The organism is Citrobacter sp. U14242 (genome assembly GCF_046555775.1).
Classification (GTDB): domain Bacteria; phylum Pseudomonadota; class Gammaproteobacteria; order Enterobacterales; family Enterobacteriaceae; genus Citrobacter.
Genome location: NZ_JBKGLW010000003.1, coordinates 402,663 through 418,539 on the forward strand (window position 1 = coordinate 402,663; position 15,877 = coordinate 418,539).

Annotated in this window: 21 protein-coding genes and 1 tRNA gene; 3 read left to right on the top strand and 19 right to left on the bottom strand. The window is 51.1% G+C overall.

What is annotated here, in order from left to right:
• Positions 1–2: 2 nt before the first annotated feature.
• From ACLJXE_RS06865 to ACLJXE_RS06890, 6 genes are read right to left on the bottom strand one after another with little or no spacing between them, the layout of a single operon-like run.
• A complete protein-coding gene (locus tag ACLJXE_RS06865) occupies positions 3–566 on the bottom strand; it encodes a hypothetical protein (protein WP_410750447.1) in 564 nt (187 codons plus the stop codon).
• Positions 563–784, bottom strand: coding sequence for a hypothetical protein (locus tag ACLJXE_RS06870; protein ID WP_129324347.1), 222 nt, complete (start codon positions 782–784; stop codon positions 563–565). The genes ACLJXE_RS06865 and ACLJXE_RS06870 overlap by 4 nt, the downstream gene beginning before the upstream one ends.
• Positions 781–1,044, bottom strand: a complete 264-nt coding sequence (locus tag ACLJXE_RS06875; RefSeq protein ID WP_079938913.1) for a nicotinic acetylcholine receptor subunit beta — start codon at positions 1,042–1,044, stop codon at positions 781–783. The genes ACLJXE_RS06870 and ACLJXE_RS06875 overlap by 4 nt, the downstream gene beginning before the upstream one ends.
• Positions 1,041–1,241: a hypothetical protein gene (locus ACLJXE_RS06880; protein WP_129324346.1), complete on the bottom strand. Its 201-nt coding sequence runs from the start codon at positions 1,239–1,241 to the stop codon at positions 1,041–1,043. The genes ACLJXE_RS06875 and ACLJXE_RS06880 overlap by 4 nt, the downstream gene beginning before the upstream one ends.
• Entirely contained in the window at positions 1,238–1,432 is a 195-nt protein-coding gene (locus ACLJXE_RS06885) for a hypothetical protein (protein WP_079938915.1), read from the bottom strand. Before ACLJXE_RS06885 ends, ACLJXE_RS06880 begins: the two co-directional genes overlap by 4 nt.
• A complete protein-coding gene (locus ACLJXE_RS06890) occupies positions 1,425–1,643 on the bottom strand; it encodes a host cell division inhibitor Icd-like protein (RefSeq protein ID WP_410750448.1) in 219 nt (72 codons plus the stop codon). Before ACLJXE_RS06890 ends, ACLJXE_RS06885 begins: the two co-directional genes overlap by 8 nt.
• Before the next feature lie 202 nt (positions 1,644–1,845).
• Between ACLJXE_RS06890 and ACLJXE_RS06895 the strand changes: the two genes are divergently transcribed.
• Entirely contained in the window at positions 1,846–2,034 is a 189-nt protein-coding gene (locus ACLJXE_RS06895; protein WP_228553221.1) for a YlcI/YnfO family protein, read from the top strand.
• A gap of 427 nt (positions 2,035–2,461) precedes the next feature.
• Here the strand turns inward: ACLJXE_RS06895 and ACLJXE_RS06900 are convergent, their stop codons facing one another.
• The 9 genes from ACLJXE_RS06900 to proB form a co-directional block, all read right to left on the bottom strand.
• Positions 2,462–2,641: a DUF4222 domain-containing protein gene (locus tag ACLJXE_RS06900; RefSeq protein ID WP_410750449.1), complete on the bottom strand. Its 180-nt coding sequence runs from the start codon at positions 2,639–2,641 to the stop codon at positions 2,462–2,464.
• Positions 2,634–3,476, bottom strand: a complete 843-nt coding sequence (locus ACLJXE_RS06905; protein WP_410750450.1) for an antA/AntB antirepressor family protein — start codon at positions 3,474–3,476, stop codon at positions 2,634–2,636. Before ACLJXE_RS06905 ends, ACLJXE_RS06900 begins: the two co-directional genes overlap by 8 nt.
• A gap of 13 nt (positions 3,477–3,489) precedes the next feature.
• Positions 3,490–3,924, bottom strand: coding sequence for a hypothetical protein (locus tag ACLJXE_RS06910; protein WP_410750451.1), 435 nt, complete (start codon positions 3,922–3,924; stop codon positions 3,490–3,492).
• Positions 3,924–4,121: a helix-turn-helix transcriptional regulator gene (locus tag ACLJXE_RS06915; protein WP_071717228.1), complete on the bottom strand. Its 198-nt coding sequence runs from the start codon at positions 4,119–4,121 to the stop codon at positions 3,924–3,926. Before ACLJXE_RS06915 ends, ACLJXE_RS06910 begins: the two co-directional genes overlap by 1 nt.
• 104 nt (positions 4,122–4,225) lie before the next feature.
• Positions 4,226–5,194, bottom strand: coding sequence for a hypothetical protein (locus ACLJXE_RS06920; protein WP_410750452.1), 969 nt, complete (start codon positions 5,192–5,194; stop codon positions 4,226–4,228).
• A gap of 145 nt (positions 5,195–5,339) precedes the next feature.
• Positions 5,340–6,554: a tyrosine-type recombinase/integrase gene (locus ACLJXE_RS06925; protein ID WP_410750453.1), complete on the bottom strand. Its 1,215-nt coding sequence runs from the start codon at positions 6,552–6,554 to the stop codon at positions 5,340–5,342.
• Positions 6,555–6,720: 166 nt separating this feature from the next.
• Positions 6,721–6,796: transfer RNA gene (locus tag ACLJXE_RS06930), tRNA-Thr, on the bottom strand.
• Positions 6,797–6,910: 114 nt separating this feature from the next.
• Positions 6,911–8,164, bottom strand: a complete 1,254-nt coding sequence (gene proA / locus ACLJXE_RS06935) for a glutamate-5-semialdehyde dehydrogenase (protein WP_286628647.1) — start codon at positions 8,162–8,164, stop codon at positions 6,911–6,913.
• 11 nt (positions 8,165–8,175) lie between these two features.
• Entirely contained in the window at positions 8,176–9,279 is a 1,104-nt protein-coding gene (gene proB, locus ACLJXE_RS06940) for a glutamate 5-kinase (RefSeq protein ID WP_286628648.1), read from the bottom strand.
• A 289-nt stretch (positions 9,280–9,568) separates the two neighbouring features.
• Here proB and phoE point away from each other — a divergent pair, with 289 nt between their 5' ends.
• Complete coding sequence (phoE, locus tag ACLJXE_RS06945) at positions 9,569–10,624, top strand: phosphoporin PhoE (protein WP_410750454.1); 1,056 nt, start codon at positions 9,569–9,571, stop codon at positions 10,622–10,624.
• A gap of 56 nt (positions 10,625–10,680) precedes the next feature.
• On the opposite strand, the gene crl is transcribed toward phoE, so the two are convergent.
• The 3 genes from crl to gpt all read right to left on the bottom strand — a co-directional run bounded on the left by crl (position 10,681) and on the right by gpt (position 12,942).
• Complete coding sequence (gene crl / locus ACLJXE_RS06950; protein WP_005133595.1) at positions 10,681–11,082, bottom strand: sigma factor-binding protein Crl; 402 nt, start codon at positions 11,080–11,082, stop codon at positions 10,681–10,683.
• A 57-nt stretch (positions 11,083–11,139) separates the two neighbouring features.
• Positions 11,140–12,384 (bottom strand): esterase FrsA, encoded by a 1,245-nt coding sequence (gene frsA / locus ACLJXE_RS06955; RefSeq protein WP_286628653.1) that lies wholly within the window; start codon positions 12,382–12,384, stop codon positions 11,140–11,142.
• Positions 12,385–12,483: 99 nt separating this feature from the next.
• Positions 12,484–12,942, bottom strand: a complete 459-nt coding sequence (gpt, locus tag ACLJXE_RS06960) for a xanthine phosphoribosyltransferase (RefSeq protein WP_003031380.1) — start codon at positions 12,940–12,942, stop codon at positions 12,484–12,486.
• Positions 12,943–13,203: 261 nt separating this feature from the next.
• On the opposite strand from gpt, the gene pepD reads away from it, so the two are divergent.
• Positions 13,204–14,661, top strand: a complete 1,458-nt coding sequence (gene pepD / locus ACLJXE_RS06965; RefSeq protein WP_410750455.1) for a cytosol nonspecific dipeptidase — start codon at positions 13,204–13,206, stop codon at positions 14,659–14,661.
• Positions 14,662–14,770: 109 nt separating this feature from the next.
• Here pepD and dinB read toward each other — a convergent pair whose 3' ends face one another.
• Positions 14,771–15,826 carry a DNA polymerase IV gene (gene dinB / locus ACLJXE_RS06970; protein WP_410750456.1) on the bottom strand — a complete coding sequence of 352 codons (1,056 nt, stop codon included), beginning with the start codon at positions 15,824–15,826 and terminating at the stop codon, positions 14,771–14,773.
• Positions 15,827–15,877 lie beyond the last annotated feature (51 nt).

Genomic DNA, 15,877 nt, shown 5'->3' on the forward strand with positions numbered 1-15,877 from the left:
CCTTAGTGCGCCACTGTCGTTTCAGGGAAAGCGCCGGTAACCGCCATAGTGACAAAAGCATCCAAAAAGCCGGTGATTTGTCTCATGCCCTCGGCAGACAAAATCAAGCCACCATCCTCAGGGGAATTTGTCACCATTGCCCGGTAGGCTTCTGTGCAGGCAACCCTGCCCTCATCACCGCCCAAAATCTGCAGAAGTTGCGTTTCCACCAGGCACATAAGCGCATTGCGCACATTTCTCATTCTCAGAGGCACAGGGATCCCGCCACCTGCATAGGTGTAATATTTATCCTCACCCGGCGTGATGCTTTCTGACTCACAACCGTTTTTAGCAAGTTCACGGATGAACATGCCCGCCACCAGCCACCGCCACATAACAATCTGCTGGTCCATATCGGGATCTACCCAGCCACGCTGATGGGCCTCGTTTATTTCCTGTAAAGCCTGATAAGCATCAATCGGGCAGGAATCATATGTGCCGTTCTCAAACAAACTGATGACGTCCGAGTAGGCCTGCAGCTTCCCGTTGATAATTATTCCTTCAGGAATCGCTTTAATCTCATTCATGCCTTGTTCTCCCGGTAATCACGCATCACATAGTCCGCCAGCTGGCTTTCTGCCTCGCTCATCGCCTCTGGAACGCCATGCAGTAAAGTGAGAATTGAACCGATAAGGCGTGTTAATTCTGGATTTGGGCATTGTGGGGTTCTCTCCACCCACATAGATAAAACGGCCTGTGCCTGCTCAACCTGGCGGGTAGCATCAATAAGTTGTAACTGGCTCATGCTCTCCCCTCCGCATCAATACGGGCAATATCGATAATCGTCAGGATTTTGTTTAACCAGCAATTCAGTACTACCCCCTGTTCTTCGTCGAGTTCGGGAAGCAACTCCGTCATCACATGAGCCAGACCTGTACGGGCGCGGTTCATTCGTTCCACGGTACGCTCGGCGAGCGCGAATGATTCGGGGTAGGGATGTTCACGAGCTAGCATTTCTTCGGCATTCAGTTCCGCCGGGTGGCGATAGATTGCGTTGATATTCATGCTGCGACCTCCATTTCCTGACTTATTTTTCTTTGCTGTACACAAATGATTTTTCCAACACTCCAGCCATTGCTCTGCGCTTCATGGTTCATTTTTTGGATTGCGTCACTGGGGCTGGTGGCGTTGCCATACCATGTCAATGGGATCGGTGCGCCCGCACGGTCGAAACAGTTAACTAACACACGGTACTTATTCATTCTTCACCCTCCAGAATTGCCAGCTCACAACGCGCCTCATTGACCAAACCAGAACACGCATCAATAGCGTCTGAAATATCGCAAGGCTCCATTTCTCCGGCTGCGTGGCGGACAGCAATCAGTACAGCGGAAGCCTGTTCAATGGATCTGAGGGCAATCGCAATGCTGCTTTTCAATGGTTTTTTACGCATGGCTCCCTCCGACAACTGGCAGGCGGGCAGCAAAAGAGAGAATGAAATGCGGGGCTAAGATGCTGCGTGCTTCGCGCTCAGTTTCAGCCTCAACAGACAGGCGGCATGGTTTGGCCTTTTTGTCGTGGCGGTTGATAGCGAGAAAACGCCATGTGAATTTTTTAAGGGTGTAAGAATCCCGCCCTTGCGGGTGTGTGGTACGATTGCTCATAGCTACCTCGTTACTGTCGATAACGCTGGTGGTGAGAAGCCCGGTTAGTGTTGACGCACTGCCGGGTTTCGTTGCTTTTAAACTCTGTAGGTGACTTGCACCTATGGAATAAACACCACACCAAAGTGACTCCCACCTCAAGTGTTTACATCCTACTTTTTTAGTGCATAATGACTCCCACCTAATGCGAGGAGTTACAGATATGGCAACGGGTACAACCAACAACAAATCTCGGCAGAAAACAGCAAGAGTTCCTCTTGATGTGCTCACCGATGTTGAGTTGGTCAAAGAGGAAGGGGAAAGCGATGCGCAATTTATCGTTACCGCCATGCGTGGTGAGATAAAGCGACGCCAACGCCGCAAATCGAAAACTGACACGCCAGAGGAGTGATCCGCGCTGGTAACGTTCCAAAGGGTGGCCTTATGGCTGCCCTTTTTTATGGACTCCGAATACTCACCTTCTCGCGTAACGACCCCTAATAAATCTTCCAGCGCACGCGTATTTGTCGCGAAAGTCGATGTGGAACGGTTCACAACGGTAGCAATCCAGTTCATACCACCAGCCAGCAGGGGGAATTTATTCCCCACAATCAGCTTTTTAGAGGTGATTATTTCTTGGTTTAAAATGTCATCATTTGTCGTCATTCCCCGTGCGTGGATGTCAGGTTTTGTGAGGTTCAGGCTAAGTTTTGCTAAGCCATTAACCATAACAATTGATAACAGGCAGCCGTTCGCGACATTGGGTTTTATAAGGTTCTGCGGGTTAACATTTGCTAACAGGCCAGCCAGTGGAAAGCCCTTGTTCTGGACGGTAGCCATCATTGCGCTACCACCCGGAATTCTTTGGTAAAGCGTTCCAGCGGCTGTACGCATGGTGAGTGATATCCGTCGCGGTAAAATGTCACTCGGTTAAAAATGACACTCTCAACCGTCACTATAGTGCCGTGTGCGTCCTTAAAGCGCTGCTGCGGGCGTGGGATGCTGGTGGCCTTAGTCATGAGCAACCTCCAGATGCTTTGCCATCCAGCGCTGTGACAGGCGGGTTAATTCCGCTTTGCGCTGATCAAACTCCATGCCCATATCGATCAGCGTGATGTTGGTATTCTCAAGGTAAGCGAAGTGCTCTAGTTGCTCAGCGTTCATGCTGTCGCGTGGCTCACCTTCCACACCGTTTGCCTGCGCCCATTGCTTAGCTGTCAGGCCACCAAGAACAATTCGAGACAGCATGTTGCTCTCATTGGTGTAGTGATGGCGCTGCGTGGTTTTACCTTGCTCCATTCGCGCTAATTCAAGCGCTTCACACATAGCGGTGAAACGACCGGCCGCATTGATACGGGCTTTAAGATGCTGGCGATACCGGGCGGCAATCTCCGGTACGCTGCGCTGTAACTCCTCCTCGCACTGGATGAAGTAACGTCGAACGGCTCGGCCCTGCTCGTTGCGCTCAACCATAGCCATCTCTTTTGCCATACCAAGAGAAAGCCCGGTATCTTTGCTACGCCGATCCCCTCCGCGTTTCGTTACCCAGCCGCCGTCGAGCTGGTTATTTTCTGCGCTTTGGTTCCCCGAAATGGGGGAATCAAATACCACGTAATCAACGCCCTGCTCGAAGCCGTAATCCTTGATACGGTCAGAAAGCCACGTTGAGTAGTCACGCCCTACCCCCAGCACTTTATGCAACGCCTTAGCGCTCACAATATTGGCATCACGCCCGCCAATTTGACCGGAAATAACGGGAACAATAGCGGCAAAGTCGTTATTGATAATTACGCCCTGGCCTGCGTTAGATTGTGGGGCAGCCTCCGAATTGAATCGGCTTTTTTCGAGTTTCATATTTCAGACTCCGTTATGCGGCGGTGAATGCGTCCGGGTAGAGGTTGAGGATGTCGGTTATTTCAGACCGAGTAAGTCCCTGATAACCACCTGAGGCAGCGTTGCTGTTAACCAACTGGATAACTCGCATCACATCACCACGGCTTACAAAGCGGTAGCGTAGGTGTGCGCCAATGCCATCCGGATTTTTCTCATCGATACGCTCAAGCTGAATATCGAGGCGGCGCTCGATTTCAGACGCATAGTTGCGGCCAGAAGAAAGACGGCAGTAGCGCAGAATATCGTTCTCTGTCCATCCTTCAACACCAGTGCGCAGCATATATACACGGGCGCGGTGCTTCTTTGGGGTACGCTTTGGCTCTTGTTCATGGCTGGTGGTCGGCGTAATATCAGATGTGCGAGTATCTGAGTTAGCCGCCTGCTGTATTGGGCGGTTTTTCTTTTCCATTACACCACCTCACCGCGAGATTCAGCGATGCGCTGGTTCACCCAGTCATTAATTTCACTTTCTACAAATGCGATTGCGCGAGAACCAATTTTAACAGCCGCAGGAAATCGCTTCTCTTTAAGCAATTTATAGATCCACGCTTTGCTATAACCAGTACGGCGTTGTACTTCTGGGAGTCGAATTAGATTATGAGACATGTTGACCTCGTAAAGTCTATTGCGGTTTACGAGGCTATTAGATAGGAAAGGAGATGTACTGTATCGGAGTTATCAGAAAAGTCCGCGGAATTATCAAAACTCTGTTACCGATTAACGCCACCTTTCTTTAACCAACTGATTGTGGATGCCTCATCATCAGGGAATGGCAGAGTCTCCACACGACTTTCAGTCAACTTTCTTGCCCTACTGTTGGCTTTATTCATTAGCTCCGAGATACTTCCTTTCAGTTCCTCATCTGTCAATCCAATCGCCCTGAGGAGAGCGACAATAAGATCGGACTGTTTTGCTGTGGCTCTGACTGGCTTTTCTATCGCTACGTCTGATGGCTCAGTTTGAAGTACGCCCCCATTAAGGATACTTGGTATATCTGCACCAATCGAATAATCTATTTTTTCAATTTGGTGTCGCGTAACAAGGATGTCATCGACTGTAATCGTAGCGATTGGCTTAACCTCATCTTCATTTCGCAAGCCATTTGAGTAAAAGTGTTCCGTTACTGGATGGGCTACAACGACATAGTCATCCGCACCATAGTCATCGGCACTAATTTGGATATCGGCTTCTTTAAATGAAAGATTGAAAGGGGTAAGAGATATTTGTTCTTTGTTTTTTAACGCACTATAAAATGAGCGAGGAAGAAATCCCAATGACAATGCCCACAAACCAGAAAGAGATATAATTGGTTTTTTTAATCCGGGAGTGTCTTCATGTTGATAAAATCTCTTGACCCGGACTTTTGCTGTTGGATTCATATCAAACTCGGCTTTTGGCATAAACAAGCTCAAGGGTGATTTATTTATATACTTCGCCATCATTTTTGGAGGGTGTTTAACCTCCCACGCGTTTCCTTCTTCCCAAAGTTCAGTTGTAAACAATACCGCTTCAAAATTGTGAAGGGGCAAGCAAAGCTCAATTGCGCCAATCTCACTAAAGTGAATTAAATCATCGAGATGGCATCCAAGTAACTCAGCAGCTCTTGATAACGTACAAAACTCCAAGGCAGGAATGTTATTGCGTAACCATATATTCTCTCTATCGTTTTTCTTTGTCACCGCGCCACCTCGCGCCCTCTGATTTTGGGGGGCTATGTCAGCCCGCAGAGGTGTACGGGTTTTCGGGGATCAGCCTAGACATAGCCTATTCTTTGTTCGTCCACTGAAGTCTACTACCGTCAACTAACACTGTCTATTCGTACAGTCAGGCACTTTTTCCAAACGAGCCATGCACCACATTTTCACCGTTCTCCAGCGCCTCCATATAGTCGGCATACCACTGAAGCATCTCCCGTCGTCCGTCCAGATACTGGGCATGGTTGTACGTACCCCGGATAGAGTTTTTATCGACGTGGGCCAGCTGCGTTTCTATCCACGCGGTGTTGTAGCCTTGCTCATGAAGGATGGTGCTCATCGTGTGGCGGAAACCATGCCCTGTTACTTTCCCGGCATACCCAATCCGCTTAAATACTTGGTTAATGCTGGCCTCACTCATAGTCCTCCGTGGATCGTTACGCCCAGGGAACATAAGCGGGTATCTACCCGTGATTTCACGGATGCGCGCAATTATGGATAACGATTGCTGAGATAAAGGGACTATGTGTGGACGGCGCATCTTCATGCGTTCAGCGGGGATTTCCCATACTGCGGCATGGTCATCGATTTCTTGCCACGATGCCCCGCGTAATTCCCCTGTTCTGAGGCCGGTAATGATGAGCAAGCGTGCAGCCAACACCACCAGCTCACTACCTGAATAGCGTGATAGCGCCTCAAAAAATGCTGGAAGCTCTGGCGCATTCAGGAAAGGATAGTGATTGGATTCATGTCCCTGCATGGCACTAGTGAGATCCGGGGCTGGGTTATATTCAGCCCTGCCAGTAACGATGGCATAACGGAAAACCTCGCCACAACGCTGCCGCACTTTTTTGGCTTTTTCTGTTGCCCCGCGCCCTTCCATACGGCGAAGAACATTTAACAGCTCTAAGGGTTTAATTTCGGCGATTGGTTTCTTACCAATATATGGGAATACGTCTTTAATGAACGCTTCCATAATGTCCGAAGCATACCCAGCAGACCATTTTTTTAGTTTGCTCGAATGCCACTCAGTAGCGAGCTCCTGAAATGTATTGTTTTTCTGCGCTTCGCGAGTTGCCTTTTCTTCACGCTTTGCTTCGTTGGGGTCGATACCCCCAGCGATACCCCTTTTGGCCTCATCTCGTTTAGCGCGGGCATCAGCCAAGGTAACGTCTGGATACACACCCAAGGCGAGTAATTTCTCTTTCCCCGCCACCCGGTACTTGAGCCGCCAGTATTTAGCGCCATTAGGGTTCACGAGAAGGTAAAGGCCACCACCGTCAGCAAGTTTATACGGTTTATCCTTCGGCTTGGCGGTATCGACCTGGCGGGCATTGAGTTTCATTTTGGGGGTATCTCCAGCAGACCGAACAGCACATACCCCCGAATGTACCCCCAGTGATGTGTAGATTTTGGGAGATGTCAGTAGACGACAAAATACTATCGAGAGTGTTAAAGCTAGAGTATACGGGCTTTTAGTAGACTTGAGTAGACTTTGAGAGATGCTTGAATGGTGCCGATAATAGGAGTCGAACCTACGACCTTCGCATTACGAATGCGCTGCTCTACCAACTGAGCTATATCGGCCCTGAAAAGGACATGTCCATGAATGTGAACACGGGGTAGAAGGTTAAAACTAACCGGGCGATGCGTCAATGGCCTTGCGAATCAAACGCCTATTTTTGCATCACCCGGTTTCAATTACGCACGAATCGTGTCGTCACCAAAGCCAATCCACTTGTAAGTGGTCAGTGCTTCCAGCCCCATTGGGCCACGCGCGTGTAATTTTTGCGTACTCACGGCGACTTCCGCACCGAGACCAAACTGACCACCATCGGTAAAACGGGTGGAAGCGTTAACGTATACGGCTGAAGAGTCCACTTCATTCACAAAACGATCGGCGTTGCGCAGCGTACGCGTCAGAATCGCATCAGAATGCTGAGTACCATGCTCACGAATATGGGCAATGGCGTCATCCAGATCGGCGACAATCTTCACATTCAGATCCAGCGATAAAAACTCATCGTCATACTGTTCCGCTTTTACCGCCACGACGTTTGCCGGTCCGGCCTGCAACGCGGCCAGTGCGGCATCATCGGCATGAAGTGTTACGCCGCTTTCTGCCATTTGCTGGCTTAGTGCAGGCAGAAAACGCGCAGCGATATCCTGATGCACCAGCAGGGTTTCTACAGTGTTACACGTGCTCGGACGCTGGGTTTTGGCGTTGACGATAATCTTCAGCGCCGGGGCGATCTCAGCCGTATCATCTACATAGATATGACATACGCCAATACCACCGGTGATAACCGGGATAGTCGACTGTTCACGACACAGCTTGTGCAGCCCTGCGCCACCGCGAGGGATCAGCATATCGATGTACTTATCCATCCGCAGCATTTCAGTGACCAGCGCACGATCCGGGTTATCAATCGACTGCACCGCAGCAGCCGGTAAGCCACAGGCTTGCAGCGCATGCTGGATCACGGCAACAGTGGCGGCGTTAGTCCGATACGTCTCTTTCCCACCGCGCAAAATTGCCGCATTGCCCGTTTTCAGGCACAACGAAGCCACATCAACGGTAACGTTAGGACGCGCTTCATAAATCACGCCAATCACGCCCAGCGGCACGCGGCGACGCTCCAGACGCAGACCACTATCCAGCAGACCGCCGTCAATCACCTGCCCTACCGGGTCGGCAAGATTACACACCTGACGCACGTCGTCTGCGATGGCTTTCAGGCGTGCCGGGGTCAGTGCGAGGCGATCAAGCATCGCTTCGCTCAGGCCATTTTCACGCGCCTGTTCAACATCCTGTGCGTTCGCGCTGAGGATGCTTTCCGTTTGCGCTTCCAGCTCATCAGCAATGGTTTCCAGCACGCGGTTTTTTTCGCGGCTGGAGAGTAGCGCCAGCTTATATGACGCAGCTTTGGCAGCAATGCCCATTTGTTCCAGCATATGCCTGTTCCTTAACGGGTAATCATATCGTCGCGATGGACAGCAACCGGGCCGTATTCATAGCCAAGAATAGTGTCAATCTGTTGTGAGTGGTGCCCGGCAATACGGCGTAGCGCATCACTATTATAGCGAGTGACGCCGTGGGCAATATCACGCCCTTCGAGGTTGCAGATGCGGATCACTTCACCACGAGAGAAGTCGCCTGTCACGCTTTTAATGCCTTTTGGCAGCAGTGAACTGCCGCGCTCAAGAATTGCCGCGGTAGCACCTTCATCAACAGTAATCTCCCCGGCAGGCGGCGCGCCGAAAATCCAGCGTTTGCGGTTCTCCAGCGGAGAAGCCTGAGCATGAAAACGTGTACCGACAGAAACACCTTCCATCACATCGCCAATGACGCCCGGCTTGCTGCCTGCGGCAATAATGGTGTCGATACCCGCGCGGCAGGCCACGTCGGCAGCCTGTAATTTTGTCCCCATACCACCGGTTCCCAGACCAGAGACGCTGTCCCCGGCAATGGCGCGCAGCGCATCATCAACGCCGTGAACATCTTTGATCAGTTCAGCCTGCGGGTTAGTACGCGGATCGGCGGTGAACAGACCCTGTTGATCGGTCAACAGCAGCAGCTTATCGGCACCGGCCAGGATCGCCGCCAGCGCCGAAAGGTTGTCATTATCACCGACTTTAATTTCAGCCGTCGCCACTGCATCGTTCTCATTAATGACGGGAACAATGTTGTTATCCAGTAGTGCACGCAACGTATCGCGGGCATTAAGGAAACGTTCACGATCTTCCATATCCGCACGCGTCAGCAGCATCTGGCCAATATGAATACCGTAAATTGAGAACAGCTGTTCCCATAGTTGAATCAATCGACTCTGCCCTACCGCCGCCAACAGTTGTTTCGACGCTATCGTCGCCGGGAGTTCAGGGTAACCAAGATGCTCGCGTCCGGCGGCAATGGCGCCCGAGGTAACGATAACAATACGATGCCCTGCGGCATGAAGCTGCGCACACTGGCGAACCAGTTCTACGATATGGGCGCGGTTCAGGCGGCGCGATCCGCCCGTTAACACACTGGTGCCAAGTTTTACCACCAGCGTCTGGCTGTCACTCATGATTCTCTGCCATTCAAAATTGGGGAAAATGATATCAAACGAACGTTTTAGCAGGACTGGCCCCGGTTGCCAACAACCAGCGCACAAAGCATGAAATTTTATTGCGCAGGATCAGCAAGCGTAGCGGCAGATTTTGATGCATTTATTACAGACACAAAAAAACATTCTTTTTTAAAAATATTCTTACTTTGTCATAAAACGTTCATTGCCAGACGTTAAAAACCCTCCTGTCTTTTAACGGGGATCACACCCAGTAAATATTAGCGCGTACTTTAAATCAGGAATGAAAATGAAAAAGAGCACTCTGGCATTAGTGGTGATGGGAATTGTTGCATCGGCGTCCGTACAGGCGGCAGAAGTCTATAACAAGAACAGTAATAAACTGGACTTGTATGGCAAAGTCAAAGCGATGCACTACATGACTGATTATGACAGCAAAGACGGCGACCAGAGCTATATCCGCTTAGGTTTTAAAGGCGAAACGCAAATTAACGATCAACTGACCGGTTATGGTCGTTGGGAAGCTGAGTTTACAGGGAATAAAGCTGAAAGCGAAACCAATCAGCAAAAAACACGTCTGGCTTTCGCCGGTGTGAAATTAAAAGATTTTGGTTCGTTTGATTATGGTCGTAACCTGGGTGCGCTGTATGACGTGGAAGCGTGGACGGATATGTTCCCGGAATTCGGCGGTGACTCTTCCGCACAGACTGATAACTTTATGACCAAACGTGCCAGCGGCCTGGCCACTTACCGTAATACCGACTTCTTCGGCGTCGTTGATGGTCTGGATCTTACCCTGCAATATCAGGGCAAAAACCAGGACCGCGATGTGAAAAAACAGAACGGCGACGGCTTTGGTACCTCCGTGACGTATGACTTTGGCGGCAGTGATTTCGCCATCAGTGGTGCCTATACCAACTCCGACCGTACCAATCAGCAGAACCTGCAAAACCGTGGTACTGGCGATAAAGCCGAATCCTGGGCGACAGGTTTAAAATATGATGCCAACGATATTTATCTGGCAACGTTCTATTCTGAAACACGCAATATGACACCTATTTCCGGTGGCTTTGCTAACAAAACTCAGAACTTCGAAGTGGTCGCTCAGTACCAGTTTGACTTTGGTCTGCGTCCATCCCTGGGTTATGTGCTGTCAAAAGGCAAAGATATCGAAGGCATAGGCGATGAAGATCTGGTGAATTATATCGACGTGGGTGCGACCTATTATTTCAACAAAAATATGTCGGCATTTGTTGATTATAAAATCAACCAACTGGATAGCAATAATAAACTGGGTATCAACGATGATGATATCGTTGCTGTCGGTATGGTCTATCAGTTCTGATGTAACATAAAAAATGCCGGATGGGGTTGCGCCGCCATCCGGCATTTTTCTGTTCGTTATGCCGTTAATTTAACCGGCTCATCCTTAAAGTCGTCAGCTGGCTCCAGCGCCAGATTCAGCGTCGTTAATAACCCACGCAATTTTTCATGAAACTCGCGTAAGGTGTATTCCAGTCGCTCTACCACTTCAGTCTCTTTAATCGGCACGGCGGTCCAGTTGCCGTCTTTATCGAACAAACCAAACTGGTAGCTGTACGTAAAGCGTTTTTCCTGCGCTTCCAGCTCCATCCACCAGCCCCAAAATTCACGTTTCTCTGGTGCCGGTTTCACGTTGACGCAAACAGCCAGACAATCGAAAAAGAATCGATTATCTTCGCACTGCCCTTCGCGGATGTAAGGGCCAAGCGCGGTGAATTTTTTGATCAATCTGCTTTTCGGGTGTCCACTCGGTAACGTCATTGCGATCTCCTTAGGTGAAGCAACTGTTTTACCAAACCAATAAAATTTAGCAATCTATTAACACAATCTATGATTGATCCACCCGGTAATTTCTTGCAGCGCTTTGTCAAAATTGCGATACACCGGGTTGAACGGAACCTCCAGCAGCTTACCGTCAGAAGATGACGACGTAATTAAGCGAGACTCCTCTTCCGGACTAAACGGATCGTTTTTCCAGAACCCCGAGAGCATTGGCGTTGGACAGCGACGGCCCAGCAGCCCTTGTACCTTTAATGAATAGCGGTTTAGCTCGACGCGCAGTGCTTCATCGGATGCATCGTGCATCCCCAGACGGCTGGCCAGAACGTCAAGATACATTTCCGGTACTGAAGCCTGACGCTGTGGGTCACTAAGAAGCGCATGGACCACCGGTCCCAGACAGGCCACAGCCTTCAGGCGCGATGATTCAAGATAGGCCAGGCGTACTGCGACATTAGCGCCAAAGCGAAAACCGAATGCCGCCACACGGGTGTGATCGACCCAGGGAATATTTGGCAGCGCTTTTAATACATGTTGATGCAGCAGGCTGGAATCCTGGGTCAATTTCCATTTTGACGAGAATCCAACCGAAGGCATATCCAGCGTCAGCATGGCAATACCACGCGGAGCGAAATAGCGCTCATACAGGGTGTAGTAGTCGGTTTGCATGGAATCCAGGCCGCCGCACATCAGCACTGTCGGGAACGGGCCGTCGCCTTTTGGCATGTGCAGGAAGCCAGTGACCGGCGCACCGCCGGCAACGGCAAATTCCATCTCGCGCAGCGTCCCTGGCAGTCGTTGGGCCGCCTCTTCGTAAGCGCGGTTGGCCAGGGCCTGCGCCTGCTCTGCCAGCTCATCACCTTTTAAATGCGGGTATGCTGCAATGTTGTACAGCGTGGAGGCATGCAGCCAGTGGCGACCACTCACCTGCGGGTCCTCTTCCATAGACGCTTTCTGTTGCCAGTCCATCGCCTGCTTCGCCCACTCATAGATCCAGTTCCCGCCGCGATAGCCAATGACCGTGTCATAAAGTTCTTTATCCGTGCGCTCGGCTTCGCTCATGACAATACGCGCCTGCACTTCGAGGATTTCACGCGGATCGACGCCACGCCAGATCCACATCAGGCGATTCACCATGCGATACCAGTGCGGGATTGTTTTGCCATCCAGGGCAGACTGCACAGGCGGCTGCGCGCCGTGATTAAATCGACGAACCAGCGTTGACGTTTCAGGGTGTTTGAAGCGGGGTTTAAACAGGACTTCGCTGAGGTTAGCCTGCGACATAATTACGGCCTCCATGAGTACTCACTAAGGCATAGTGTAACCCGATGGAGACGAAAAAGAACAACGCCCGGCATAGCCAGGCGTTGAAAACTTTTTAGATTAGCGACCAGAGATTGGCGGAACGAATACCACGCCCATATCCCACGGCTGCTCAATCCAGGTATCCTGAGGGATATCAACCACATAATCATTCACCAGCGGGCGACCGGCCGGCTTAGCGAAGATGGTGACGAAATGCGCTTTAGGGTACATTTCGCGGATCGCAACAGCGGTACCACCGGTGTCTACCAGGTCATCGATCACGATGAAACCTTCACCGTCACCTTCCGCACGTTTCAGCACTTTCAGTTCGCGCTGGTTATCGTGATCGTAGCTGGAGATGCATACGGTATCGACATGACGAATACCCAATTCACGCGCCAGCAATGCGCCCGGCACCAGACCACCGCGGCTAACGGCAATAATGCCTTTCCACTGTTCAGAAGGCATCAGGCGGCTTGCCAGTTTACGTGCATGGATCTGCAACATGTCCCAGGTGACGACGTATTTTTCGCTCATGTGAAGTGTCCCAGCCTGTTTATCTACGGCTTAAAAAGTGTTCGAGGGGGAAATAGGTTGCGCGAGATTATAGAGATCTGACGCACTAAAAACCAGTGTTTCGCGGAATCCGCGCTTCTTTTTGCATGCTTTATACTAGCCGTCAGCGAAGAAAGTGGTATTCTCAATCGCATCGCGCAAGCCTGACTTGTGGTGTTTTTAATTCCGCTAACCCCGTGGCCTGCAAGTCAATTTTGTAGGACATCGCCAAGGAGACTCAACGTGTCTGAACTGTCTCAGTTATCCCCGCAACCGCTGTGGGATATTTTTGCCAAAATCTGTTCTATTCCTCATCCGTCCTACCATGAAGAGCAACTCGCTGAACACATTCTGAGCTGGGCCCAGGAGAAAGGTTTCCACGTCGAGCGCGATCAGGTGGGTAATATCCTGATTCGTAAACCCGCTACCGCAGGAATGGAAAATCGCAAGCCGGTCGTTTTGCAGGCGCACCTGGATATGGTCCCGCAAAAAAATAACGACACTGTGCATGACTTCACCAAAGATCCGATCCAGCCTTATATTGATGGCGAATGGGTAAAAGCCCGTGGTACCACGCTGGGTGCAGATAACGGTATCGGTATGGCGTCCGCGCTGGCGGTACTGGCTGATGACAACGTGGCACACGGTCCGCTGGAAGTGCTGCTGACCATGACCGAAGAAGCGGGCATGGACGGCGCATTTGGTCTGCAGGCGAACTGGCTGCAGGCGGATATCCTGATCAACACCGACTCTGAAGAAGAAGGTGAGATCTACATGGGTTGCGCGGGGGGTATCGACTTCACCTCTAACCTGAAGCTCGAGCGTGAAGCCATTCCTGCTGGCTTCCAGAGCTTTAAGCTGACCTTAAAAGGCCTGAAAGGCGGTCACTCCGGTGGCGAAATTCACGTTGGCCTCGGTAATGCGAATAAGCTGCTGGTACGCTTCCTGGCAGGTCACGCCCAAGAGCTGGATCTGCGCCTGGTTGACTTCAATGGTGGTACGCTGCGCAACGCTATTCCGCGCGAAGCCTTTGCGACTCTCGCTGTTGCTGCCGATAAAGTTGATGCGTTAAAAGCGCTGGTCAGCACATATCAGGAGATCCTGAAAAACGAGCTGGAAGCAAAAGAGAAGAATCTGGCGCTGCTGCTGGATGCCGTCAGCAATGACAAAGCCGCACTGACTTCCCAGTCTCGCGATAGCTTCATTCGTCTGCTGAACGCGACGCCAAACGGTGTAATCCGCAATTCCGACGTGGCAAAAGGCGTTGTAGAAACCTCGCTGAACGTTGGCGTTGTGACCATGACTGACGATAACGTGCAGATCCACTGCCTGGTTCGTTCGCTGATCGACAGCGGTAAAGACTATGTCGTGAGCATGCTGGATTCTCTTGGCAAGCTGGCTGGCGCGAAAACTGAAGCCAAAGGTGCGTATCCTGGCTGGCAGCCGGACGCGAACTCTCCGGTCATGCACCTGGTGCGTGAAACCTATCAGCGTCTGTTCAACAAGACGCCGAACATCCAGATTATCCACGCCGGCCTGGAATGCGGTCTGTTCAAGAAACCGTATCCGGAGATGGACATGGTTTCCATCGGGCCGACCATCACCGGTCCGCACTCTCCGGATGAACAGGTTCATATTGAAAGCGTCGGTCATTACTGGACCCTGCTGACTGAACTGCTGAAGTCTATTCCGGCGAAGTAAGTCTCTGCACTAAATGCCGGATGGCACTGTACTTATCCGGCCCACACGCTACGCACTGATTTGTGGGCCGGATAAGGCATTTACGCCGCCAACCGGCAATACATCAGCGTCAAATCCCCAACAGTAGTTGCCTTTCCAGTTGCGGATCCAGCAGCGTAACGTGTAATCCCACCAGCCTTACCCCACGCCCTCCCCGACGTTCGTTCCAGGTATTACGTGCCGTCGCGATCAGATCCTCTTTATTTAAGCGCGGCCAGACGTGTTCCTGCGTCGTCTGCTGAAAATCATTAAACTTTAGCTTCACCCCCTGACGGGCGATAAAGAGATCAGGCTTAACCTTTGCCAGCCGCCGCTCCAGTTCCGGGTAGAGTCGCTCAATAATTGCCTCACACTCCGACCATTCATGAATATCTTCCGCCAGCGTGCGCTCGACGCCGACTGACTTTCGCAGCCTGTCGTTATTCACATCGCGTTCATCAATACCCTGACTGCGCTCCCACAGCACACGACCAAACTTACCAAACCGCTTAAGCAGCAGGGCCAGATCGTATTTTTGAACATCTTCACAGGTCCGTAATCCCATCGATTCCAGTTTCGCGGCAGAGACTTTGCCGACGCCGGGTATTTTCCCCAACGGTAACGTTCTGAGGAATTCGGGAACATCTGCGGGAGTAATCACATATTGCCCGTTGGGTTTATTCAGGTCGGAGGCGATTTTGGCCAGAAATTTAACCGGAGCAACCCCCGCAGAAGCGGTTAACTGTAGTTCGTTGAAAATCGTCTGACGGATCTCCTGTGCTATCAGCGTGGCCGAGCCGTGGCAGTGCGGACTGTCGGTCACATCAAGATAGGCTTCATCCAGCGAAAGGGGTTCGATGAGGGAAGTGTAGCGAGAGAAGATGGCCTGAATCTGGCGAGAAGCCTCTTTATAAGCGTCGTAACGGCCGGGTAATAAAGTGAGATGCGGGCACAGTTTTAGCGCCATTCCCGTAGGCATTGCGCTACGCACGCCAAACTTTCGTGCCGGGTAATTGGCGGTGCTGATGACCCCCCGACGTTCGCGACTGCCACCAATAGCAATGGGGATGTCGCGCAGGGCCGGGTTATCACGCATTTCCACCGCCGCGAAAAAGCAGTCCATATCGACATGTATGATTTTGCGCATCGCTCGCCTCCCACAACACTGTTTAAGTATACAGTATTTTTGTGCTGTGAG